Here is a 21,069-nt window from a genome sequence, read left to right on the forward strand (position 1 = left end):
CTCGGGTCTCCTGCGCGAAGCGTAGACCCGGCGCGGCAGGCGCGACAGATGCTCAGGCGGTCAGGCCGCGGCGCGTCAGCAGTGGCGTGATCTCGGCGTCGCGGCCTCGGAAGTCGCGGTAGGCCTCGAGGGGATCCTTGGCGCCGCCGACACCGAGCAGGCGCTGCCGGAACCGGTCGCCGTTCGCGCGGGTGAGGCCGCCGTTCTCGCGAAACCACTCCACGGTGTCGGCGTCGAGCACCTCGGCCCAGATGTAGGAGTAGTACCCCGCGCTGTAGCCGCCCGAGAACACGTGCGCGAAGTACGTGGACGAATAGCGCGGCGGGACGGCGGGCTCGTCGAGACCGATGTCGGCGAGGGCCGCGGCCTCGAACGCGTCGACGTCGGTGACCGCGTCGGCCTCGGCGCGCGACAGCGAGTGCCACGCCTGATCGAGCCACGCCGCGGCGAGGTACTCGCTCGTCGCGAAGCCCTGGTTGAACGTCTCGGTCGCACGCAGGCGCTCAACCACGTCTGTGGGCAGCGGTTCGCCGGTCTCATGGTGCACGGCATACTCCGCCAGCACCTCGGGCCAGAGGATCCACATCTCGTTGACCTGGCTCGGGAACTCCACGAAGTCGCGGTGCACCGCCGTCGCGGCGAAGTGCGGATAGGTCACGGTGGCGAACAGGCCATGCAGCGCGTGACCGAACTCGTGGAACAGCGTCGTGACCTGATCGAGCGTCAGCAGCGTCGGCGACCCCGCCGCCGGCTTCGGCACGTTGAGGTTGTTGACCACGACCGGCTGCGTGCCGCGCAGGGCGGACTGCTTGACGATCGAGTTCATCCAGGCCCCGCCGCGCTTCGTGTCGCGCGTGTACAGATCCAGCACGTACAGGCCGAGCGCCGATCCGTCCTCGTTGAAGATCTCGAACGTGCGGGTGTCGGGGTGGTAAGCGGGGATGTCGGCGCGCTCGCGGAACGTCAGACCGTAGAGCAGGTTCGCCGCGCGGAAGACGCCATCCTGCAGAACGCGCTCCGCCTCGAACCAGGGGCGCAGCGCGGCCGCGTCGATGTCGTACTCCGCGGAGCGCACCTTCTCGGTCCAGAACGCCCAGTCGTGCGCCTCGAGCGGGTACGGCTCAGGCTCCGTCGCGTCGATCAGGCGCTGCAGGGCGGCCTTCTCGGCCTGAGCGTTGCGCGCGGCGGGAACCGCGAGCTGCCTCAGCAGCGACTGCACCGCCTCGGGCGTGCCCGCGGTCTGATCCGCGGTGATGTAGGCCGCGTGCGACGCGTAGCCGAGCAGCTCGGCGCGCTCGGCGCGCAGCCGGACGATCTCGAGCAGCACGGCGCTGTTGTCGTGCGCGTCGCCCCGAGATGCCCGGGCGCGCGAGGCGGCCATGATGCGCTCGCGCGACGCGCGGCTCGTCAGCTGCGCGAGGTACGGATGACCCGAGAACAGGGTCAGGGTCACGAGCCACTTGCCCTCGAGGCCGCGCTCTCGCGCCGCCTCGGCCGCGGCCGACAGCTCACCCTCCGTCAGGCCGTCGAGCTCCGTGACGTCGTCGAACGCCACCGCGAGCTCGTTCGTGTCCGCGAGGAGGTTCTTCTCGAACTGCGTCGTGAGCTCGGACAGGCGGCGGTTGAGCGCGGTCAGGCGCGACTTGGCGGAGTCATCGAGCGCGGCGCCGGCGTGCGTCATCTCGCGGAAGTGACGCTCGACGAGCCGCCGCGACTCGGCATCCAGGTCCAGATCGTCGAGTCGCTCGTGCAGGGCGCGGATGCGCGCGTAGAGGCGGCCGTCGAGCTGGATGGCGTCGGTGTGCGCGGCCATGAGCGGCGCGAGCTGCTCGTCGATCGCCTGGATCTCGGGCGTCGCGTCGGCCGAGCTGACCGTGTAGAACGCCAGGATGACGCGCTCGAGCTGCCCGCCCGCCTCTTCGAGCGCGAGCAGGGTGTTCTCGAACGTCGGCTCCTCATCCCGCGACGCGATCGCCTCCACCTCGGCGCGATGGGCCGCGAACGCGGCCTCGAATGCGGGAAGGTAGTGCGCCGGCTCGATCGCCGCGTAGTCGGGCACGCCGTAGGGGAGCGGCGACGGGGCGAGCAGCGGGTTGAAGGCGGGCGCGTCGGTCATTCCTCCACCCTAGCCAACGGCAAGGAAATCTCTGCAAAGAAAGTCTTGCAAAGAAACCTTTGCGATCGTACGCTGGGGGACATGACCGATGAGCAGCCCGAACAGCCGACCCGCGAGCGGCGTGTCCTCGATGTCGCGGCGCTGCGTGCGCTGGGGCATCCGCTCCGCATGCGGATCTTCGACATCCTGAGTCAGCACGGGCCGCAGACCTCGAGCACGCTGGCCGAACTGACGGGGGAGTCGTCCGGGTCCACGAGCTACCACCTGCGGATCCTCGCCAAGCAGGAGCTGATCCGCGAGATCCCCGAGCGCAGCACTGGCCGCGAGCGCTGGTGGGAGCGGCCGAAGGGCTCCACGGCGTGGGGCGACACGGACGACACCCGTTCGCCCGCCGGCCGCGCCGCGCTCCAGGCCGCGACCTCGGAGTTCCACCGTCTCCGCAACGAGGAGACGCTCGACTTCTTCACCCGCCGCGCCGACCGCGAACCGGAGGAGTGGCGCGATGTCTCCTCCTCCTTCACCACGACGGCCCGGATGACGCCGGCCCAGCTCGCCGAGATCGGCGATCAGATCGAGGCCATCATCACCGCGGCCGGCGAACGCTACCGCGACCAGGAGGGTGAGGACGTGCGCAGCGTCACCATCCGCGCCGACCTCTTTCCGCTGCGCCAGCTCGGAGGTGCCTCATGACCGCTGTGACGCTGTACCCGCGCGCCGCGATGCCATCGCTCCGGATCACGCCGGGCGAGCGGTTCGCGCTGCGCGCGGCCGATGCACTCGCGGCGTACATCCATCGCCGGGCGATGCGCCGCGATGCACGACTGCTCGCCGATCTCGAGCGCGAGCGACTTGTCGGCGAGAGCCGGCTCGCCGCGATGCGCGCCATGGCGCGCGACGTCCCCCGGCTCTGACCCCGGAGACGACGAAGGCGCCTGAGCATCCGCGGAAGTCAGGCGCCTTCGTGCATCCGGTCAGCGCTCGTCGTCGTCCATGCCGTCGATGTGACCGACTACGGCCTCGCCGTCCGGCGCGAGTGAGACGGTGACGCCCGTGTCGAGCTCGGCGATCGGGCGACCCTCGAGCCAGGTCAGCGTCCACCCGGGCTTCGGGCCTTCGGGAAGGTGCTCCTCGACCTTCGCGATCGTCTCGCGAAGCTCCGCGGGCACCGATGCGGGCGGCTGCGATCCTGCCGTCCAACGGGTTCCGAGCTGCATCATGCCTCCGTCTCCGCGAGGTCGATGCGCGTCACCGCGAACTCCTCGCCGTCAGTGATCTCGAGTTCCTGGATGCGCCCCACGGCCTTCAGGTCGCCGGCCGCCAGGCGCAGGGCCGCGGCGGTGGCCGCGGGGGCGGCGATCGCCGCGAAGGCCACGGGGGTCTTCTGCGACGCCTTCGCCTCGGTCTTCGCGCGCCGGACGCCGATCAGGGCCTCGCTCGCGGCGGTGAGCACCGCGAGGTCGCCCTCGACGCCCGCGGGCGTCGGCCATCCGGCGGTGTGGACGGATCCCTCGCGGAACCACGACCACGTCTCCTCGGCAGCGAACGCCAGCACCGGGGCGAACAGGCGGATCAGCGTCTCGAGCGCCGTGCGCAGGGCGAGCGCCGCCGAGGCCTGACCGGGGTTGGTCTGGTCGTACGCACGCTCCTTGACGAGCTCGAGGTAGTCGTCGCAGAACGTCCAGAAGAACGACTCCGACACCTCGAGCGCGCGGGCGTGGTCGTACGCCTCCAGCGCCTTGGTGGCATCGGCGACGACGCGATCGAGCGTGGCGAGCATCGACAGGTCGAGGGGCTCGGTCACCTCGGCGCCATCCGGCACCGGGAAGCCGAGCACGAACTTCGCCGCGTTGAGCAGCTTGATCGCGAGGCGGCGACCGATCTTGATCTGCGTCGGGTTCTGCGGGTCGAACGCCGCGTCGGTGCCGAGTCGGCTCGAGGCGGCCCAGTAGCGCACCGCGTCGGAGCCGTGCTGCGCGAGGATGTCGGCAGGGGTGACGACGTTGCCCTTCGACTTCGACATCTTCTTGCGGTCGGGGTCGACGATGAAGCCCGAGATCGAGGCGTTCGCCCACGGGGTGCGGTCGTCCTCGAGCGCGCTGCGCAGCAGCGTCGAGAACAGCCAGGTGCGGATGATGTCCTGGCCCTGCGGGCGCACGTCGAACGGCGCCACGAGGTTCCAGAGCTCCTCGTCGCGCTGCCAGCCGCCGACGATCTGCGGCGTGAGCGAGGACGTGGCCCAGGTGTCGAGCACATCCGTCTCCCCGATGAACCCGCCCGGCACGCCGCGCTGCTCCTCGGTGAAGCCGGCCGGCACATCCGTCGACGGGTCGACGGGCAGCTGGTCGGGGGTCGCGAACAGGACGTCGCTCTGGTCGCCGTTCTCGTCGAGGGCGTACCAGACGGGGATCGGCACGCCGAAGAACCGCTGGCGCGAGACGAGCCAGTCGCCGGTGAGGCCGTTCACCCAGTTCTCGTAGCGGACGCGCATGAACTCGGGGTGCCATTCGATCTGGCGGCCGAGCTCGAGCAGGCGCTCCTTGAGCTTCTCGTCGCGCGCGCCGTTCGTCAGGTACCACTGCTTCGTCGAGACGATCTCGAGCGGGCGGTCGCCCTTCTCGAAGAACTTCACGGGGTGCATGAAGGGCTTGCCCACCTCGAGCAGGCGACCGGACGCCTCGAGCAGCTCGGCCATCTTCTTCTTTGCGCTGAAGACCGTCAGGCCCGCGAGCTCGGCGTACGCGGCCTTGCCCTCGTCGCTGGTGATCGCCTCGGGGGCGTCGGCGACCACGCGGCCGTCGAGGCCGATGATCGTGCGGATCGGCAGATCCAGCTCGCGCCACCAGATCATGTCCGTCACGTCACCGAAGGTGCAGATCATCGCGATGCCGGTGCCCTTGTCGGGCTGCGCCAGCGGGTGCGGCAGCACCGGGACCTCGACGCCGAAGACCGGCGTGGTCACGGTCTTGCCGAAGTAGGGCTGGTAGCGCTCGTCGTCGGGGTGCGCCACGAGCGCGACACAGGCCGCGAGCAGCTCCGGGCGCGTCGTCATGATCTCGATGTCGCCCGATCCATCCGTCTTCGCGAACGCGATCCGGTGGAAGGAGGCCTGCTGTTCGCGATCCTCGAGCTCGGCCTGCGCGATCGCGCTGCGGAAGTCGACATCCCACAGCGTCGGCGCCAGGGCGCGGTACGCCTCGCCGCGGTCAGCCGAGCGCAGGAAGGCGAGCTGGCTCGTCCGGATGGTGTCGTCCGAGATCGTGCGGTACGTCTGCGTCCAGTCGACCGAGAGGCCGAGCGCGCGCCAGACCTCCTCGAAGGTCTTCTCGTCCTCGACGGTGAGGGTCTCGCACAGCTCGATGAAGTTGCGGCGGCTGACGGGCACCTGGTCGGCGGCCTTCAGGCTCTTGGCGTTCCCCTCGAACGGCGGCGTGAAGTCGGGGTCGTACGGAAGCGACGGGTCGCATCGCACGCCGTAGTAGTTCTGCACGCGGCGCTCGGTCGGCAGGCCGTTGTCGTCCCAGCCGATCGGGTAGAACACGGTCTTGCCGCGCATGCGCTCGAAGCGCGCCTTGACGTCGGTGTGCGTGTACGAGAACACGTGGCCGATGTGCAGCGATCCCGATGCCGTGGGCGGGGGAGTGTCGACCGAGTAGACGCGCGCGCGACCGGCGGCCTTCGCCGCGTCACGGTCGAACAGGTACGTGCCCTGCTCTTCCCAGGCGGATCCCCACTTGGATTCGAGACCCTCGAGCGCGGGCTTGTCGGGAATGGCGGCCATAAGGATCTCCTCGTTATATGCGGCACGGTGTCTGCGTGCCTGAGTGTGGGGTTGTGCCTCGAGTCTACCGGGAGGTCGCGAGTGGCTCACGGTGACGGGTTCTCCGGAGATCCCGGCTTCTCCGGTCCGAATCGCCCGCTTCGCCTCCGGAGAACGCGGCATCTCCGAAGAAGCCGTCGGGCGGACGCGCCGGAGCCTCAGTCGCGGACGTCGATGCCGGCCGCCACGGCGAAGACCGGGGCGAGACGCTCGACCTGGAGCGACGAGAGGGTGACGCCGCGCAGCGAGAGCACGTCGAGGAAGCCCACGGCGTCGAGCCCGCGCAGGTCGACGTCGGCCGAGCGCATTCCGCGCGGATCGACCTCGTCCACCCGGCAGTCGTCGAAGGCGACGCGCGTGAGCGTCGCGTGCGGCAGATCCAGGGCGCGGATCGTGCACCCGGAGACCAGGATGTCCTCCGCGCGCGATCCGGCGAGCGTCAGATAGTCGATGCGGACGTCGCGCAGCTCGAGTTCCGCGACCTGCGCTCCCGTGAGATCGAGCGTGCCGATGCGGCCACCGGTGACGCGCAGACGCCGGATCGTCGTGTCGCGCGCCGACACGGACGCCGCCCGCAGGTTCGAGACCGACACGTCGATCAGGGTCGCTCCGAGCAGATCGAGCGAGTCGACGGCGGCGTCGTCGATCGCGCACTCCTCGAGCGACGCATGCGCGAGATCCACGGAAGCGTCGAGCCCGGCGAAGCGCTGCTGGTGCGCATCCATCCCACGCCTCGGGACGCCATCCTCGAGCCGATTCGGCAGATCGGGCGACGAGACGCGGGGCGGGGCGGGACGGACGACGGATCTGGCCATTCCGCCACGGTATCCCCGGACGGCGGCGACCCCGTAGAATCGAGGGAACGGCATCGATCCGGCCATCACCGGGGAGCTCGCGGAAGAACAGGCTTCGGCCCCAGTAGAACCGCGCGGGGCAGGCCCGTCACAGCCGCAGTGAGAGCGGCGCGGTGCTTCGGCACCACGCAACGCGGGGTGGTACCGCGGCACCTGTCGTTCGTCGGCAGAGGTCGTCCTCGCAGACCGTCACCGGATCTGCTGGAGTGCTGATGACCTACCCGAAGTCTTCCTTTGGTCCCGCTGCCGACGCGCAGAGCGCGATCGCGCCGAGCCCGCGCTTCCCCGACATCGAGCGCGACGTGCTGTCGTTCTGGCAGCAGGACGACACCTTCCGCGCGTCGATCGAGCAGCGCGAGGGATCCGAGGAGTGGGTCTTCTACGACGGCCCGCCGTTCGCGAACGGCCTGCCGCACTACGGCCACCTGCTCACCGGCTACGCGAAGGACCTCTTCCCGCGCTTCCAGACCATGCGGGGTCGCAAGGTCGACCGCGTGTTCGGCTGGGACACGCACGGCCTCCCGGCCGAGCTGGAGGCGATGAAGCAGCTCGGGATCACCGAGAAGAGCGAGATCGAGGCCATGGGCGTCGACACGTTCAACGCCAAGGCGCGCGAGTCCGTCCTCACCTACACGCGCGAGTGGCAGGACTACGTCACGCGCATGGCGCGCTGGGTCGACTTCGACCGCGGCTACAAGACGCTCGACACCACGTTCATGGAGAGCGTGCTGTGGGCCTTCAAGCAGCTGTTCGACAAGGGACTCGCGTACGAGGGCTACCGCGTGCTGCCGTACTGCTGGCGCGACCAGACGCCGCTGTCCACGCACGAGCTTCGGATGGACGACGACGTCTACAAGAACCGCCAGGATCCGTCGGTGACCGTGACGTTCCCGCTCACGGGCGAGAAGGCGGCGGCTCTCGGCATCGAGGGCGCGCGAGCGCTCGCCTGGACGACGACGCCGTGGACGCTTCCCACCAACATGTCGCTCGCGGTCGGGCCCGGCATCACGTACGCCGTGGTGCCCGTCGGGCCGAACGGCGCGAAGGAGGGCGCCGCGGGCGACGAGTTCCTGCTCGCCGAGGACCTGCTGGGCGGCTACGCGAAGGACCTCGGCTACGAGTCGGCCGACGATGCGAAGGCGGCCGTGCGCACGCGCGTGGCCGGCGCCGACCTCGCCGACGTCACCTTCGAGCGGCTCTTCGACTACTTCGCCGACACCGAGAAGTGGGGCACGCAGAACGCCTGGCGCATCCTCGTCGACGACTACGTCACGACCGGCGACGGCACGGGAATCGTCCACCAGGCCCCCGCCTACGGCGAGGACGACAAGCGACTGAACGACGCCGCCGGCATCCCGACCATCGTCTCGCTCGGCGACGACGGCCGGTTCCTCGACATGGTGCCGGATGTCGCGGGCGAGCTCTGGATGGACGCGAACACGCCGCTCGTGCGTCTGCTGCGTCAGAACGGCCGCCTGCTGCGCCTGCAGTCGTACGAGCACTCGTACCCGCACTGCTGGCGCTGCCGGAACCCTCTGATCTACAAGGCGGTGTCGAGCTGGTTCGTCCGCGTCACCGATTTCAAGGACCGCATGGTCGAGCTCAACGAGCAGATCACCTGGTCGCCCGAGAACGTCAAGCACGGCCAGTTCGGCAAGTGGGTCGAGGGTGCGCGTGACTGGTCGATCAGCCGCAACCGGTTCTGGGGATCGCCGATCCCGGTCTGGAAGTCGGATGACCCGAACCACCCGCGCGTCGACGTCTACGGCTCGCTCGCGGAGCTCGAGCGCGACTTCGGCACCCTGCCGCGCAACGAGCAGGGCGAGGTGGATCTTCACCGCCCGTACATCGACGACCTGACCCGCCCGAACCCCGACGATCCCACGGGGCAGAGCACGATGCGCCGGATCGAGGACGTCTTCGACGTGTGGTTCGACTCGGGATCGATGCCGTTCGCGCAGGTGCACTACCCGTTCGAGAACGCCGACTGGTTCGACACCCACGCCCCGGCCGACTTCATCGTCGAGTACATCGGTCAGACGCGCGGCTGGTTCTACGTGATGCACGCGCTCTCGACCGCGCTGTTCGACCGTCCCGCGTTCTCGGGCGTCTCGTGCCACGGCATCGTGCTCGGAAGCGACGGGCAGAAGATGTCGAAATCGCTGCGCAACTACCCCGACGTGTCCGAGGTGTTCGACCGCGACGGATCCGACGCGATGCGCTGGTTCCTGATGTCGTCGAGCGTGCTGCGCGGCGGCAACCTCATCGTCACCGAGGAGGGAATCCGCGCGGGCGTGCGCGAGTTTCTGCTGCCGCTGTGGAACTCGTGGTACTTCTTCGCGACGTACTCGAACGCGGCGGGCGGACCCGAGGGATCCGGATACGAGGCGCAGTGGCGCATCGACTCCACCGACGTGCTCGACCGGTACATCCTCGCCCTGCTCGGCGAGCTCGTGCGCGACGTCGCCGCCGACCTCGACGCACTCGACTCGACCACGGCCGCCGCGCGCCTGCGCGACTTCGCCGAGGTGCTGACGAACTGGTACATCCGGCGTTCGCGCGACCGCTTCTGGACGGGCGTGACGGAGGATCCGAAGAGCCGCGAGGCCTTCGACACGCTGTACACGGTGCTCGAGACGCTCACGCGCGTCGCGGCGCCGCTCATCCCGCTGGTGGCGGAGCGCGTGTGGCAGGGCCTGACGGGCGGCCGCAGCGTGCACCTGACGGATTGGCCGGATGCGACCGCGTTCCCGGAGGCCGCCGACATCCGCGAGGCGATGGACGCCGTGCGCGAGGCCTCGAGCGTCGCGAACGCGCTCCGCAAGAAGGAGGGGCTGCGCGTGCGCCTGCCGCTCGCGAAGCTCACGGTCGTGACAGGCCACGCCGGTCTCGGCCAGTTCGAGGACATCCTGCGCGAGGAGCTGAACGTCAAGGCGGTCGAGCTCGTGGCGCTGGGCGACGACACGGCAGCCGAGTACGGCATCTCGCACCGGCTCACGGTCAACGCGCGCGCCGCCGGACCGCGCCTGGGCAAGCAGGTGCAGCAGGCGATCCGCGCCGCGAAGGAGGGCGACTGGTCGGAGCAGGACGGCGTCGTCACCGCGGGCGGACTGGCGCTGGAGCCGGGCGAGTACGAGCTCGTGCTCGAGACCACCGGACGTCCCGAGGGCGAGGCGCTCGCGCTGCTGCCGACGGGCGGCTTCGTGCTGCTGGACACCAACACGACGCCCGAGCTGGAGGCCGAGGGCCTCGCGCGCGACGTCATCCGCGCCGTGCAGGACACCCGGAAGGCGGCGGGCTTCGACGTGAGCGACCGGATCCGTCTCTCCCTCGCCTTCGCGGACGAGGCCGATGCCGCCGCCGTGCGCAGCGCGTTCGACGTGGCCGACGTGGCGGGGGAGACCCTCGCGGTCGAGCATGCGGTCACGACCGGGTCGACCCCGGGCGAGGCCGAGCACACCGCCGTGGTGAGCAAGGGCACATACGCGAACAGGGGCGACTTCGCGGTCGCCGTGAGCCGGATCGGAGCCGCCAAGTGAGCGACAGCGAGGACATCGTCGAGGGGACCCCGGAGGACCGCCGGCGCGCCGACGCGGTCTACGAGACGCTGCTCTCGCGTGCGGGCGAGCGGTGGGTGCAGCCGCGCAAGGAGCGCACCGCGCGCGTGCTCGAGCTGCTCGACGATCCGCAGCGCACCTATCGCGTCGTGCACGTGACGGGCACGAACGGGAAGACCTCGACGAGCCGGATCATCGAGAGCCTCATCCGTGCGCACGGGCTGCGCACCGGCCTGTTCACCAGCCCGCATCTCGAGCGCTTCACCGAGCGCATCCTGATCGACGGCCGCCCCATCGCGGACGCCGCCGTCGCGGATGCCTGGGAGGAGATCGAGCCGTTCGTGGGCATCGTCGACGCCGAGCTCGAGGCGAAGGACGAGGAGCCGCTGACCTTCTTCGAGCTGCTCACCGTGCTCGCGTTCGTCGCGTGCGCCGACGCGCCGATCGACGTGCTGGTCCTCGAGGTCGGCATGGGTGGCGAGTGGGACTCGACGAACACCGCCGACGGTGACGTGGCGGTCTTCGCGCCGATCGATGTCGACCACGCCGACCGCCTCGGCGAGACGATCGCGGAGATCGCGACGGTGAAGGCCGGGATCATCAAGGACGGCGCGCGCGTCGTCTCGGCCCGCCAGCGCCCCGAGGCCGAGGCGGTGCTCCGCCGCGTCGCGGCCGCGAAGGGCGCCGAGATCGCGTTCGAGGGCGCCGACTTCGCCCTCGCCGAGGACAAGCTCGCCGTCGGCGGGCAGCTGATCACGGTGAAGGGCCTCGCGGGGGAGTACCCCGAGGAGTACCTGCCGCTGTACGGGCGCCACCAGGGTGCGAACGCCGCGCTCGCTATCGCCGCCGTCGAGTCGCTGATCGGCGGCGCATCGCAGCCGATCGCCGGGGCCGTGCTGACCGAGGGGCTCGCCGAGGCGACGTCTCCCGGACGCCTGCAGCTGGTGGGCGTCGAGCCGACCGTCGTCGTGGACGCCGCGCACAACCCGCACGGCGCCGCGGCCCTCGCCGCCGCCCTGCGCGAGGCGTTCGACTTCGACGAGTGGGGCCTCGTGCTCGGTGTGCTCGGAGACAAGGACGCGATCGGCATCCTGCGCGAGCTCGGCCCGATCGCGGCGCATGTGTTCGTCACCGCTCCCGAGTCGGAGCGCGCGACGGAGCCGGACTCGCTGGCGGATCTCGTCGAGAGCGCGGGGCTGCGCACCACGGTGCACCCGAACCTCGCGGACGCCGCCGACGCCGCACGGGAGTGGGCGTCGGAGAGCCCGCGCCGCGCGGTCGCGATCGCCGGATCGGTGCTGCTCGCGGGTGAGGCGCTGACGCTCTCGGAGGCGGACGACTGGAAGTCCGGGTGGAAGGGATGAGCGAGCCCGCGCCGAAGGCGCCTCGCTACCGCTCCCTGCCCGAGAAGCTCGGTCAGGTCGTCCTCGGGTTCGAGGCGATCGTCGTGTTCCTCGCCGGGCTTGTGATCTACGGGCTGCGCGCGCTGCCCGAGCCGATCGCGCCCTGGTGGGGGATCGTCGCCGGTGCCGTCGTGGGGCTGGCGATGTTCCTCACGTCCGGTCTGCTGCGGCGCAGATCCGGCTTCGTGATCGGCTGGGTGCTCCAGGTGGTCGTCGCGCTCGGTGCCTTCGTGGTGCCGGCCATCCTGTTGGTCGCGCTCGTCTTCGGCGGCATGTGGGCGTATGCGACGATCGGAGGCGGACGGATCGAGCGCCGGATCGCCGCACAGCGCGCCGCGCACGACGACTCGAACTGACCGAACGCCGCCCCGTGCGGCAGTGACAAACGCAACGGAGAGAGAGCACATGGCCACCGAAGAGACCCTCGTCCTCATCAAGCCGGACGGCGTCGCCCGGGGACTGACCGGATCGATCCTCGCTCGCATCGAGGCGAAGGGCTACTCGCTCGTCGACATCCGCCTCGTCGAGCCGAGCCGCGACCTTCTCGCGCAGCACTACGCCGAGCACGAGGGCAAGCCGTTCTACGAGCCGCTGCTCGAGTTCATGATGTCCGGCCCGGTGGTCGCCATCCGCGTCGCCGGCAACCGCGTCATCGAGGGCTTCCGCTCGCTCGCGGGAACCACCGACCCGACGACCGCGGCGCCCGGCACGATCCGCGGCGACTTCGGTCGTGACTGGGGCGTCGCGGTGCAGCAGAACCTCGTGCACGGCTCCGACTCGCCCGAGTCGGCGTCCCGCGAGCTCGCGATCTGGTTCGCGTGAACTGAAGTCGCCCCTCGTTCGTTGAGCGAGGAGCGAAGCGACGAGTCGAAACGGTCCGGACGTGCCACGGCGTGAAGCCCCCGGCGGTCCGGGCCGTTTCGACTCGGGCGTGGACGCCCTCACTCAACGACCGAAGGAGAGCGGCCCCTCGCGTCTGTGGACCGACGGGCCTAGAACAGGTTGTCGAGCACGTGGAGGCGCAGCTCGGCGAGCACGGCGATCACCGCGTAGCTCACGATGGCGAACAGCGGCAGCCAGCCCATGAGCGTCCCGGCGACCCGCCGTGCCCCGGATCCGCCGACGACACGGATTGTGTGCAGCAGCACCGCATAGAACGACGGGATCGTCACGACCCACGTCACCATGCACCACGGGCACAGCGTTCCCAGCACGAAGATGCTCTGGCCGATCAGCCACACGACGAAGCCGAACGCGAACGTCATGCCGGCGAGGAACAGCAGCCAGAACCAGGTGGCGAAGCGCGCTCCGGCGAGCAGCGCCATCCCCACGACGATCGGGGCGACCCACCCGGTGAGGCCGAGGATCGGGTTCGGGAAGCCGAACGCCGAGCCCTGCGCCGACTCGAGGTTCGCCGAGCACTGGACAAGCAGGCTGAAGTCGCAGGATGCGTCCGTGCCCGGGTTCTGCAGGCTGTGGAAGCGCTCGATCGTGAGCGAGAAGGCCGCCCACCAGCCGATGACTCCGGCGATCACGAGCCAGACGGCGAGGACGACGGGGCGGCGCGGCGATTCGGTCACCGCACCATTGTCTCCCGGGTCTCACGCGCCGTCGTGCCGCGCGTGCGTGCGATAACCGCGCGCGGGGTGCGATAATGACACCTGACGCATCTCGCGGCCGCGCCGCGTTCCGCGTCGATTGAAGACTTCGGGGCAACGGATGCCCCGCGCGACCAGAGCCATGAGCCGGTCGCAGGCCGAATGAGTTCGCGGAGCCGCCGAGGCGGAGCCGCACGAGATTTCCGGGCGACGCGCGGATGTCCGCCCGCAGGGAGTACGCCAGCAATGGCTGAACAGAACAATGAACACGACGAGCGCACCTTCGACGAGCCTGCGGACGCGGTAGCGCCCGAGGCTCAGGCTTCCGAGAGCGAGCAGCCCGTCGAGGCTGCCGCCGACGCGCAGCCGACCGAAGAGCAGCCGTCCGAGGACCAGCCCGCCGACGTGGCGCCGGTCGATGAGCAGCCCGCCGCGGAGAGCGAGCGCGCGGTCGCCGAGCCGGAGGCCGACGCGCCTGAGGCCACGGAGCCGGAGGCCGACGCGGCTGACGCCACCGAGCCCGCCGAGCCCGGCGAGGCCGAGCCCGCAGGCTCCGAGCCGGCTGATGCCGAGCCGGCTGATGCTGAGCCCGCACCGACCACCGAGGCCGAGCCCGAGACCCCGGAGCGCCCGACGGCCGTGAGCCTCGGGCTGCTTCCCGAGCAGTTCGTGTCGCAGGTCTCGACCGCTCTCCACTTCTACGCGCCCGACATCCAGCCGCTTCCCGCGCTTCCCGCCCAGGAGGAGCCGAGCTCGGCGCGCTCGTCGCGACGTCGTCGCCGCCGCGGCGGCAGCGATGGTGCCGACGAGGCCCCTGCCCCCGCGCAGGCCGAGGAGGCCCCGCGCCGCCGCCAGCGCGTCGTCGAGGTCATCACCGAGCCGCAGCGGATCAAGGGATCGACGCGACTCGAGGCGAAGAAGCAGCGCCGCCGCGACGGCCGCGAGGCGGGCCGTCGCCGTCCCGTGGTGACCGAGGCCGAGTTCCTCGCGCGCCGCGAGGCGGTCGACCGCCAGATGATCGTTCGCTCGAAGAGTGGGCGTGTGCAGATCGCGGTGCTCGAGGACAACGTCCTCGTCGAGCACTACGTGGCGCGCAGCCAGGACGCGTCGCTGATCGGCAACGTCTACCTCGGTCGCGTGCAGAACGTGCTGCCGAGCATGGAGGCCGCCTTCGTCGACATCGGGCGCGGCCGCAACGCCGTCCTCTACTCGGGCGAGGTCGACTGGGACTCGGTCGAGACCGGCAACCAGCCCCGCCGCATCGAGCTCGCCCTCAAGCCGGGCGACAAGGTCCTCGTGCAGGTCACAAAGGACCCCGTTGGCCACAAGGGTGCCCGTCTGACGAGCCAGATCTCCCTGCCCGGTCGCTACCTGGTCTACGTGCCGGGCGGCGCCATGAACGGCATCTCGCGCAAGCTGCCCGACACGGAGCGCTCGCGCCTGAAGAAGATCCTCAAGGAGGTGCTGCCCGAGTCGTCGGGCGTCATCGTCCGCACAGCCGCCGAGGGCGCCACCGAGGAGCAGCTGACCCGGGATGTGAACCGCCTCACCTCGCAGTGGGCGCACATCAACGCGATGGTCGAGAAGGGCAACGCCCCGAGCCTGCTCCACAGCGAGCCCGACCTCCTGGTGAAGATCGTCCGCGACGTCTTCAACGAGGACTTCACGAAGATGCTCATCCAGGGCGCCGACGCGCAGAGCACCATCACCAGCTACCTCGAGGGCGTCGCCCCCGACCTGCTCGACCGGGTCGAGAAGTACGAGGACCAGCAGGATCCCTTCGACGCGTTCCGCATCACCGAGCAGATCGAGAAGGCGCTCGACCGCAAGGTCTGGCTGCCGTCGGGCGGCTCGCTCGTGATCGACCGCACCGAGGCGATGACCGTCGTCGACGTCAACACCGGCAAGTTCGTCGGCTCGGGCGGAAACCTCGAGGAGACGGTCACCAAGAACAACCTCGAGGCCGCCGAGGAGATCGTCCGCCAGCTGCGGCTGCGCGACATCGGCGGCATCATCGTCGTCGACTTCATCGACATGGTCCTCGAGTCGAACCGCGACCTCGTGCTGCGACGACTCGTCGAGTGCCTGAGCCGCGACCGCACGAAGCACCAGGTCGCCGAGGTCACCTCGCTCGGACTCGTGCAGATGACCCGCAAGAAGCTCGGCCTCGGCCTCCTCGAGACCTTCAGCGAGGCGTGCGAGGTCTGCGCCGGCCGCGGCGTGATCGTGCATCACGATCCCGTCGCCAAGCACCGTCCCGTCGGCAACGGCAACGGCGGTGGCAGCGCGGGCGGCAACGGCGGCGGCTCCGGCCGGCGCTCGCGCGGCGGCGGGTCGTCGAACGGGCAGTCGGGCAACGGGGGAGGCCAGCCCTCGAGCGCGGCCTCCAGCACCGCGGGCACGCACGTGATCACCGAGGGCGTGAAGTCGGCCCTCGCCCAGATCGCCGCGTCGACGCTGTCGCACCCCGAGAAGCAGGAGACGCTTCCCGAGGTCCGCATCGAGCTGCCCGAGGGGCCCCGCACGCCCGCGAAGCAGGATGCGCCCCGCCAGGACGCCCAGGACGGCGCACCGCGCGAGGATCGTCAGAAGAAGCCGCGCCGCAAGCGTCCGGCGGCCGAGCCCGCTCAGCCGCAGCGCAAGTCGTCGACCGAGCAGCTGCTGGACTCCGTGCTCAACGCCCTGCCGGAGCCGAAGGCGCCGGGCCAGGGACGCAGCCGCAGCCGCCGCGTCACCACGGCCGCGCTCACCGGCACGGCGGTCTCGGTGACCCCGGTCGCACCGGCTCCTCTCGCCGAGGACTGATCGGCGTCGTCGAACGCCGCGGGCTCAGCGCGCGCGGCGTTCGCGCGTCGTGCGGGTCATCCGTGGCGGCGCTGGCGCGCCGTCACGCGCAGCCCGGAGGCGATCAACGCGCGCACCAGCTCCTTGCCCGAGACGTGCCGCGCGCCGGCGGCGATCAGGCGCGGGACGGCATCCTGCGGCACGTCGTAGTGGTCGCGGTCGAACGAGCGCGGCGGCACGTCCTGCGCCGCCGCGAACGCGTGCAGCTCGGCGAGATCCGAGTCGCTCACGAGGTGCGCCCACAGGCGCCCGTGCGCGGGCCAGACCGGATCATCCACCAGGATCGCCATCGCACGATCGTAACCAGCGGGAACGTGGCGACGCGCCGGGTCGCCGCTTTTGCCGGATCCAGGTTGGATCGGGTAGAGTATTCCTTTGGTGCGTCCCCTATGTCGCGCGCTCCAGACAGCGCCGCGACGAAAGTCTTGCAGACGCCCCTCGCTGCCAGCGAGAGCAAGCGAAGTCTTTCCCGTGAGATACCGGAGCCGGACGAGGCTCCCCAATGAAACAGGTGTGAAGTGGTTTACGCAGTTGTGCGCGCCGGCGGCCGGCAGGAGAAGGTCGAGGTCGGCACCATCGTTCAGCTCGACCGTGTGCAGGCTGCTGCGGGCGAGACGATCGAGCTGCCCGCCGTCCTCTTCGTCGACGGTGACAACGTGACGACCGACGCTGAGAAGCTCGCGAAGATCAAGGTCACGGCTGAGGTCGTCGGCAACCTTCGCGGCCCGAAGATCGTCATCCAGAAGTTCAAGAACAAGACCGGCTACAAGAAGCGCCAGGGACACCGTCAGGACCTCACGCGCGTCAAGATCACCGGCATCAAGTAAGCAGCGGAGGATCTGAGCAATGGCACACAAAAAGGGCGCAAGCTCCACCCGTAACGGTCGCGACTCCAACGCCCAGCGACTGGGCGTGAAGCGCTTCGGCGGTCAGGTCGTCAGCGCCGGCGAGATCATCGTCCGCCAGCGTGGCACCCACTTCCACCCGGGCGCCAACGTCGGTCGCGGTGGCGACGACACCCTGTTCGCCCTCGCCGCCGGTGCGGTCGAGTTCGGCAACAAGGGCGGCCGCAAGGTCGTCAACATCGTCGCGGGCGAGTAATCACTCGACGCGCACGAGCACTCTTGGGAACGGGGCGGGCTTCGGCTCGTCCCGTTCTTCTATCTATCTGAATCTGTGGGGATCATGGTCACGTTCGTCGATGAGGTCACGCTGCATCTGCGTGCCGGCAAGGGCGGCAACGGCTGCGTCTCGGTCCGCCGCGAGAAGTTCAAGCCGCTGGGAGGCCCGGACGGCGCGAACGGCGGCGACGGCGGCGACATCATCCTGGTCGCCGACCCGCAGACGACGACGCTCCTGAGCTACCACCACTCGCCGCACCGCGCGGCGGGCAACGGCGGATTCGGCATGGGCGACATGCGCTCGGGCGCGCAGGGCGAGGACCTCGAGCTTCCCGTCCCGGTCGGAACGGTCGTCAAGGACCCGTCGGGCGAGGTGCTCGTCGACATGATCGAGCCGGGGATGCGCTTCATCGCCGCGCCCGGTGGCCGCGGCGGCCTCGGCAACGCGGCGCTGGCGTCGCCCAAGCGCAAGGCTCCCGGCTTCGCGCTGCTCGGCACGCCCGGCTGGGAGGGCGATGTCGTCCTCGAGCTGAAGACGGTCGCCGACGTGGCGCTGGTGGGCTTCCCGTCGGCGGGCAAGTCGAGCCTGATCGCCGCGATCTCGGCCGCGCGGCCGAAGATCGCCGACTACCCGTTCACGACGCTGCACCCGAACCTCGGCGTCGTGCAGGCGGGCGACGTCCGCTACACGGTCGCCGACGTGCCCGGTCTCATCGAGGGCGCGAGCGAGGGCCGCGGGCTCGGTCTCGAGTTCCTCCGCCACGTCGAGCGGTGCACCGCGCTCGTGCACGTCCTCGACTGCGCGACGCTCGAGCCCGGCCGCGACCCGGTCAGCGACCTCGAGGTCATCCGCGCCGAACTCGGCGCGTACCCCGTGCCCGAGGGGCAGACGCCCCTGCTCGAGCGCCCGCAGATCGTCGTGCTGAACAAGATCGACGTCCCCGAGGCCGAGGAACTCGCCGCGTTCGTGCGCCCCGACCTCGAGGCGCAGGGCTACCGCGTGTTCGAGATCTCGACCGTCGCCCGCAAGGGGCTGCGCGAGCTGACCTTCGCGCTCGGCGAGGTCATCGACGAGCACCGCAAGGCGCAGCCCGTCGAGCCCGTCCAGCCGCGCGTGGTCATCCGCCCGAAGGGCTCCCGCAAGGAGTTCGAGATCCGGGTCGAGGGCGGCACCTACGGCAACATCTACCGCATCCTGGGCGAGAAGCCGGTGCGCTGGGTGCAGCAGACCGACTTCCAGAACGAGGAGGCCGTGGGCTTCCTCTCCGACCGCCTCGACAAGCTCGGCATCGAGAACGAGCTGTTCCGCGCCGGCGCGACGCCCGGCTCGACCGTTCTCATCGGCGAGGGCGACTCGGTCGTCTTCGACTGGGAGCCCTCGATCGGCTCGGCCGCCGAGCTCATCCAGGCCCCGCGCGGCACCGACCCCCGCCTCATGCAGGGCGGTCGCCGCACGAGCAACGAGCGCCGCGAGCAGTACCACGCGCGTCAGGATGCCCGCGCCGCCGCCCGCGCGGAGGCCGACGAGGTGCGCCGGGCCCGACGCGACGACCTCCCCGAGGAGGCCGGAACCAAGGACGACGCGTCGTGACCGCGCAGGACCGCGCCGGTCTCGCGGCCGCGCGCCGCATCGTCGTGAAGGTCGGCTCCTCGTCGATCAGCGGCGAGTCGTCGTGGCGCATCGACGTGATCGTCGACGCCCTCGCCGACGCGCGCGCACGCGGTGCGGAGGTGGTGCTCGTCTCGTCGGGAGCCATCGCGACCGCCATCCCGTTCCTCGATCTCGGCGGCCGACCCAACGACCTCGCCTCCCAGCAGGCGGCCGCGGCGGTCGGGCAGAACGTGCTGATGTGGCGCTACCAGAACAGCCTCGATCGGCACGCGACCCTTGCCGGGCAGATCCTGCTCACCGCGAGCGACCTCGAGAACCCGACACCGCGCAGCAACGCCCGCCGCGCGATCGATCGCCTGCTCGATCTCGGCGTCCTGCCGATCGTCAACGAGAACGACACGGTGGCGACGCAGGAGATCCGCTTCGGCGACAACGACCGGCTCGCCGCGCTCGTGGCGAAGCTGGTGTCGGCGGATGCGCTCGTACTGCTCAGCGACATCGCGTCGCTCTACACGAAGCCGCCGACCGAGCCGGGCGCCGAGCCGCTGGACGTGATCGCGCACGACGCCGACCTCAGCGGGCTGGAGTTCGGATCGACCGTCGTGAACAGCGTCGGCACCGGGGGAGCGGCGACCAAGGTGTCCGCCGCGCGCCTTGCCGCGGCCGCCGGGATCGGCGTGCTGGTCACGGGTGCCGACCTCGTCGGCGAGGCCCTCGCCGGTGGGCCGGTCGGCACGTGGTTCGAGCCGTCTCCGACCCCGGCACCGCTCGGTACACTCACGGAATGACAGTGATCCGGACGGGCCCGTGGCCCGGTCCCGGACGCGCCGCTCGCACCCCGAGGAGACAGCGCTGATGAGCATCGTCGAGACCGCCGAGGTCGCCGTCGACACGCCGCAGGATCGCCTGCGCCTCGCCAAGGACGCCGCGCGCGTCACGGCGCGGCTCACGAGCGGCGAGAAGGCCGATGCGCTGCACGCGATCGCCGATGCCCTGCTCGCTCACGGCGATGAGATCATCGCGGCCAACGCCGACGACCTCGCCAGGGGCGAGCGCGACGGCATCGGCGCGGGGCTGCTCGACCGCCTGCGCCTCGACACCCCTCGCGTGGCCGCGCTGGCCGAGGCGGTGCGGCAGATCGCCGCACTCCCGGACCCCGTGGGCGAGATCGTCCGCGGGCACCGCATGCCCAACGGCGTGAACCTCGAGCAGGTGCGCGTGCCGTTCGGCGTGGTCGGCGCCATCTACGAGGCCCGGCCAAATGTGACGGTCGACATCGCCGCGCTCGCGCTGCGGTCGGGAAACGCCGTGGTGCTGCGCGGCGGCAGTGCGGCCCTCTCGTCGAACACGGTGCTGGTCGGTGTGATGCGGGACGCGCTCGAGGCGCAGGGGATCGTGCCCGACGCGATCCAGTCGGTCGACGCCTTCGGACGCGACGGCGCGAAGGCCCTCATGCACGGCCGCGGCTTCGTCGACGTGCTCGTCCCGCGCGGCAGTGCGAGCCTGATCGAGACCGTGGTGACCGAGTCGACCGTCCCCGTCATCGAGACCGGCGCTGGAAACGTCCACATCGTCCTGGACGACAGCGCGCCCGAGGAATGGGCGCGGGACATCGTCGTGAACGCCAAGGTGCAGCGGCCCAGCGTCTGCAACGCCGCCGAGACCGTCCTCGTGCTGCGTGGCGCGGCGGAGCGCCTCGTGGCGCCCGTGGCGTCGGCCCTGCAGGCACAGGGCGTCACGATCCACGGCGACGAGACCGTCCGCACGCTCGTCGAGGGCGTCGAGCCCGCGACCGAAGACGACTGGGCCACGGAGTACCTGACCCTCGACATCGCCATGCGCGTCGTCGACTCGCTGGACGACGCGCTCGAGCACATCCGTCGGTACTCGACAGGGCACACCGAGTCGATCGTGACGACGGATGTCCGCAACGCCGAGCGCTTCCTCGCCGAGGTCGACTCCGCCGTCGTGCTGGCGAACGCGTCGACGCGATTCACCGACGGCTCGGAGTTCGGGTTCGGCGCCGAGGTCGGCATCTCGACCCAGAAGCTTCACGCCCGCGGTCCGATGGGCCTTCCGGAGCTGACCAGCACGAAGTGGCTCGGTCGTGGCTCCGGTCAGGTCCGCGTCTGAGAGATAAGCTGGGA

18 protein-coding genes are annotated in these 21,069 nt (G+C 70.5%); 12 read left to right on the plus strand and 6 right to left on the minus strand.

What is annotated here, in order from left to right:
* Window positions 1-52 precede the first annotated feature (52 nt).
* Window positions 53-2,116, minus strand: coding sequence for a M3 family metallopeptidase (locus tag IR155_RS00880; RefSeq protein WP_135112206.1), 2,064 nt, complete (start codon window positions 2,114-2,116; stop codon window positions 53-55).
* An 81-nt stretch (window positions 2,117-2,197) separates the two neighbouring features.
* Between IR155_RS00880 and IR155_RS00885 the strand changes: the two genes are divergently transcribed.
* Window positions 2,198-2,806 (plus strand): winged helix-turn-helix domain-containing protein, encoded by a 609-nt coding sequence (locus IR155_RS00885; RefSeq protein WP_135112208.1) that lies wholly within the window; start codon window positions 2,198-2,200, stop codon window positions 2,804-2,806.
* Window positions 2,803-3,027 (plus strand): hypothetical protein, encoded by a 225-nt coding sequence (locus tag IR155_RS00890; protein WP_135112209.1) that lies wholly within the window; start codon window positions 2,803-2,805, stop codon window positions 3,025-3,027. Before IR155_RS00885 ends, IR155_RS00890 begins: the two co-directional genes overlap by 4 nt.
* 60 nt (window positions 3,028-3,087) lie before the next feature.
* Here the strand turns inward: IR155_RS00890 and IR155_RS00895 are convergent, their stop codons facing one another.
* From IR155_RS00895 to IR155_RS00905, 3 genes are all read right to left on the minus strand, one after another.
* The gene (locus tag IR155_RS00895) at window positions 3,088-3,330 is read right to left on the minus strand and encodes a hypothetical protein (RefSeq protein ID WP_135112315.1); all 243 of its coding nucleotides are present in this window, start codon (window positions 3,328-3,330) and stop codon (window positions 3,088-3,090) included.
* The gene (gene valS / locus IR155_RS00900; RefSeq protein ID WP_194210265.1) at window positions 3,330-5,894 is read right to left on the minus strand and encodes a valine--tRNA ligase; all 2,565 of its coding nucleotides are present in this window, start codon (window positions 5,892-5,894) and stop codon (window positions 3,330-3,332) included. Before valS ends, IR155_RS00895 begins: the two co-directional genes overlap by 1 nt.
* A 197-nt stretch (window positions 5,895-6,091) precedes the next feature.
* Window positions 6,092-6,748: a pentapeptide repeat-containing protein gene (locus IR155_RS00905; protein WP_135112211.1), complete on the minus strand. Its 657-nt coding sequence runs from the start codon at window positions 6,746-6,748 to the stop codon at window positions 6,092-6,094.
* A gap of 251 nt (window positions 6,749-6,999) precedes the next feature.
* Here IR155_RS00905 and ileS point away from each other — a divergent pair, with 251 nt between their 5' ends.
* The 4 genes from ileS to ndk are packed head-to-tail and all read left to right on the plus strand — an operon-like array spanning window position 7,000 to window position 12,569.
* A complete protein-coding gene (gene ileS, locus IR155_RS00910) occupies window positions 7,000-10,326 on the plus strand; it encodes an isoleucine--tRNA ligase (RefSeq protein WP_135112213.1) in 3,327 nt (1,108 codons plus the stop codon).
* Window positions 10,323-11,708, plus strand: coding sequence for a bifunctional folylpolyglutamate synthase/dihydrofolate synthase (locus IR155_RS00915; protein ID WP_233441051.1), 1,386 nt, complete (start codon window positions 10,323-10,325; stop codon window positions 11,706-11,708). Before ileS ends, IR155_RS00915 begins: the two co-directional genes overlap by 4 nt.
* Window positions 11,705-12,103, plus strand: coding sequence for a DUF4233 domain-containing protein (locus IR155_RS00920; protein WP_135112215.1), 399 nt, complete (start codon window positions 11,705-11,707; stop codon window positions 12,101-12,103). The genes IR155_RS00915 and IR155_RS00920 overlap by 4 nt, the downstream gene beginning before the upstream one ends.
* A gap of 49 nt (window positions 12,104-12,152) precedes the next feature.
* Window positions 12,153-12,569: a nucleoside-diphosphate kinase gene (gene ndk, locus IR155_RS00925; RefSeq protein ID WP_135112217.1), complete on the plus strand. Its 417-nt coding sequence runs from the start codon at window positions 12,153-12,155 to the stop codon at window positions 12,567-12,569.
* A gap of 170 nt (window positions 12,570-12,739) precedes the next feature.
* On the opposite strand, the gene IR155_RS00930 is transcribed toward ndk, so the two are convergent.
* Window positions 12,740-13,327: a vitamin K epoxide reductase family protein gene (locus IR155_RS00930; RefSeq protein ID WP_135112219.1), complete on the minus strand. Its 588-nt coding sequence runs from the start codon at window positions 13,325-13,327 to the stop codon at window positions 12,740-12,742.
* Between the two features lie 264 nt (window positions 13,328-13,591).
* On the opposite strand from IR155_RS00930, the gene IR155_RS00935 reads away from it, so the two are divergent.
* Window positions 13,592-16,150, plus strand: a complete 2,559-nt coding sequence (locus IR155_RS00935; protein ID WP_135112221.1) for an Rne/Rng family ribonuclease — start codon at window positions 13,592-13,594, stop codon at window positions 16,148-16,150.
* 56 nt (window positions 16,151-16,206) lie between these two features.
* On the opposite strand, the gene IR155_RS00940 is transcribed toward IR155_RS00935, so the two are convergent.
* Complete coding sequence (locus tag IR155_RS00940; RefSeq protein ID WP_135112223.1) at window positions 16,207-16,479, minus strand: DUF4031 domain-containing protein; 273 nt, start codon at window positions 16,477-16,479, stop codon at window positions 16,207-16,209.
* A 228-nt stretch (window positions 16,480-16,707) separates the two neighbouring features.
* On the opposite strand from IR155_RS00940, the gene rplU reads away from it, so the two are divergent.
* From rplU to IR155_RS00965, 5 genes are all read left to right on the plus strand, one after another.
* Entirely contained in the window at window positions 16,708-17,016 is a 309-nt protein-coding gene (rplU, locus tag IR155_RS00945; RefSeq protein ID WP_135112225.1) for a 50S ribosomal protein L21, read from the plus strand.
* 19 nt (window positions 17,017-17,035) lie between these two features.
* Window positions 17,036-17,290 carry a 50S ribosomal protein L27 gene (gene rpmA / locus IR155_RS00950; RefSeq protein WP_135112227.1) on the plus strand — a complete coding sequence of 85 codons (255 nt, stop codon included), beginning with the start codon at window positions 17,036-17,038 and terminating at the stop codon, window positions 17,288-17,290.
* 84 nt (window positions 17,291-17,374) lie between these two features.
* Window positions 17,375-18,901: a GTPase ObgE gene (gene obgE, locus IR155_RS00955; protein WP_135112229.1), complete on the plus strand. Its 1,527-nt coding sequence runs from the start codon at window positions 17,375-17,377 to the stop codon at window positions 18,899-18,901.
* Window positions 18,898-19,710: a glutamate 5-kinase gene (gene proB, locus IR155_RS00960; protein ID WP_135112231.1), complete on the plus strand. Its 813-nt coding sequence runs from the start codon at window positions 18,898-18,900 to the stop codon at window positions 19,708-19,710. The genes obgE and proB overlap by 4 nt, the downstream gene beginning before the upstream one ends.
* Before the next feature lie 67 nt (window positions 19,711-19,777).
* Entirely contained in the window at window positions 19,778-21,055 is a 1,278-nt protein-coding gene (locus IR155_RS00965; RefSeq protein WP_135112233.1) for a glutamate-5-semialdehyde dehydrogenase, read from the plus strand.
* The last annotated feature ends 14 nt before the right edge of the window (window positions 21,056-21,069 follow it).

Origin of the sequence: Microbacterium paludicola, from assembly GCF_015235415.1 — a bacterium.
Taxonomy (GTDB): Bacteria; Actinomycetota; Actinomycetes; order Actinomycetales; family Microbacteriaceae; genus Microbacterium; species Microbacterium paludicola.

Bases quoted from the DNA above. Each gene is read 5' to 3' on its own strand.
- IR155_RS00880 (WP_135112206.1), bottom strand. From the start codon at position 2,116: ATGACCGACGCGCCCGCCTTCAACCCGCTGCTCGCCCCGTCGCCGCTC.
- IR155_RS00885 (WP_135112208.1), top strand. From the start codon at position 2,198: ATGACCGATGAGCAGCCCGAACAGCCGACCCGCGAGCGGCGTGTCCTC.
- IR155_RS00890 (WP_135112209.1), top strand. From the start codon at position 2,803: ATGACCGCTGTGACGCTGTACCCGCGCGCCGCGATGCCATCGCTCCGG.
- IR155_RS00895 (WP_135112315.1), bottom strand. From the start codon at position 3,330: ATGCAGCTCGGAACCCGTTGGACGGCAGGATCGCAGCCGCCCGCATCG.
- valS (WP_194210265.1), bottom strand. From the start codon at position 5,894: ATGGCCGCCATTCCCGACAAGCCCGCGCTCGAGGGTCTCGAATCCAAG.
- IR155_RS00905 (WP_135112211.1), bottom strand. From the start codon at position 6,748: ATGGCCAGATCCGTCGTCCGTCCCGCCCCGCCCCGCGTCTCGTCGCCC.
- ileS (WP_135112213.1), top strand. From the start codon at position 7,000: ATGACCTACCCGAAGTCTTCCTTTGGTCCCGCTGCCGACGCGCAGAGC.
- IR155_RS00920 (WP_135112215.1), top strand. From the start codon at position 11,705: ATGAGCGAGCCCGCGCCGAAGGCGCCTCGCTACCGCTCCCTGCCCGAG.
- ndk (WP_135112217.1), top strand. From the start codon at position 12,153: ATGGCCACCGAAGAGACCCTCGTCCTCATCAAGCCGGACGGCGTCGCC.
- IR155_RS00935 (WP_135112221.1), top strand. From the start codon at position 13,592: ATGGCTGAACAGAACAATGAACACGACGAGCGCACCTTCGACGAGCCT.
- IR155_RS00940 (WP_135112223.1), bottom strand. From the start codon at position 16,479: ATGGCGATCCTGGTGGATGATCCGGTCTGGCCCGCGCACGGGCGCCTG.
- rpmA (WP_135112227.1), top strand. From the start codon at position 17,036: ATGGCACACAAAAAGGGCGCAAGCTCCACCCGTAACGGTCGCGACTCC.
- obgE (WP_135112229.1), top strand. From the start codon at position 17,375: ATGGTCACGTTCGTCGATGAGGTCACGCTGCATCTGCGTGCCGGCAAG.
- IR155_RS00965 (WP_135112233.1), top strand. From the start codon at position 19,778: ATGAGCATCGTCGAGACCGCCGAGGTCGCCGTCGACACGCCGCAGGAT.